The following is a 457-nucleotide window of genomic DNA, read 5'->3' as shown; positions in this document are numbered from 1 at the left end:
GTACAATTAGCGTTTTGACACAGCGGAAATCATCATGGCCAAAACTGTTCAGCAGCAAATCGGAAACATTGCTCTAGTCGTTGAAAATTACGACGATGCTATCGAATTCTATACTCGAAAACTTCAATTCACTCTGGTTGAAGATACCAACCTAGGTGGTGGTAAACGCTGGGTTCAAGTTTCTCCTCCAAACTCCAATGGTACAAACCTACTTTTAGCTCAAGCGAGTACACCGGAGCAAACGCATGCAGTAGGAAATCAAACAGGTGGCCGTGTTTTCCTGTTTCTGCAAACTAATGATTTTTGGCGTGACTACGAGTTGATGAAGAAAAATGGTGTTGTATTTAATGAAGAGCCTCGTGTGGAAGAATACGGGACAGTGGTGGTGTTCCAAGATCTCTATGGTAATAAATGGGACTTACTGCAACTGAACTAGAAACTACATAGCACCTGCATA

1 protein-coding gene is annotated in these 457 nt (G+C 42.2%); it reads left to right on the top strand.

Annotation, left to right across the window (positions count from 1 at the left end):
• The first annotated feature begins 34 nt into the window (after positions 1-34).
• Positions 35-436 (top strand): VOC family protein, encoded by a 402-nt coding sequence (locus tag IQR33_RS28080; protein ID WP_137282666.1) that lies wholly within the window; start codon positions 35-37, stop codon positions 434-436.
• The last annotated feature ends 21 nt before the right edge of the window (positions 437-457 follow it).

The sequence above is a fragment of the Vibrio sp. OPT46 genome, from assembly GCF_015163535.1.
GTDB lineage: Bacteria > Pseudomonadota > Gammaproteobacteria > Enterobacterales > Vibrionaceae > Vibrio > Vibrio alginolyticus.
Note: the sequence above shows the minus strand (reverse complement) of the source record. Positions and strands in the feature narration are given on the sequence as shown.

Bases quoted from the DNA above. Each gene is read 5' to 3' on its own strand.
- IQR33_RS28080 (WP_137282666.1), top strand. From the start codon at position 35: ATGGCCAAAACTGTTCAGCAGCAAATCGGAAACATTGCTCTAGTCGTT.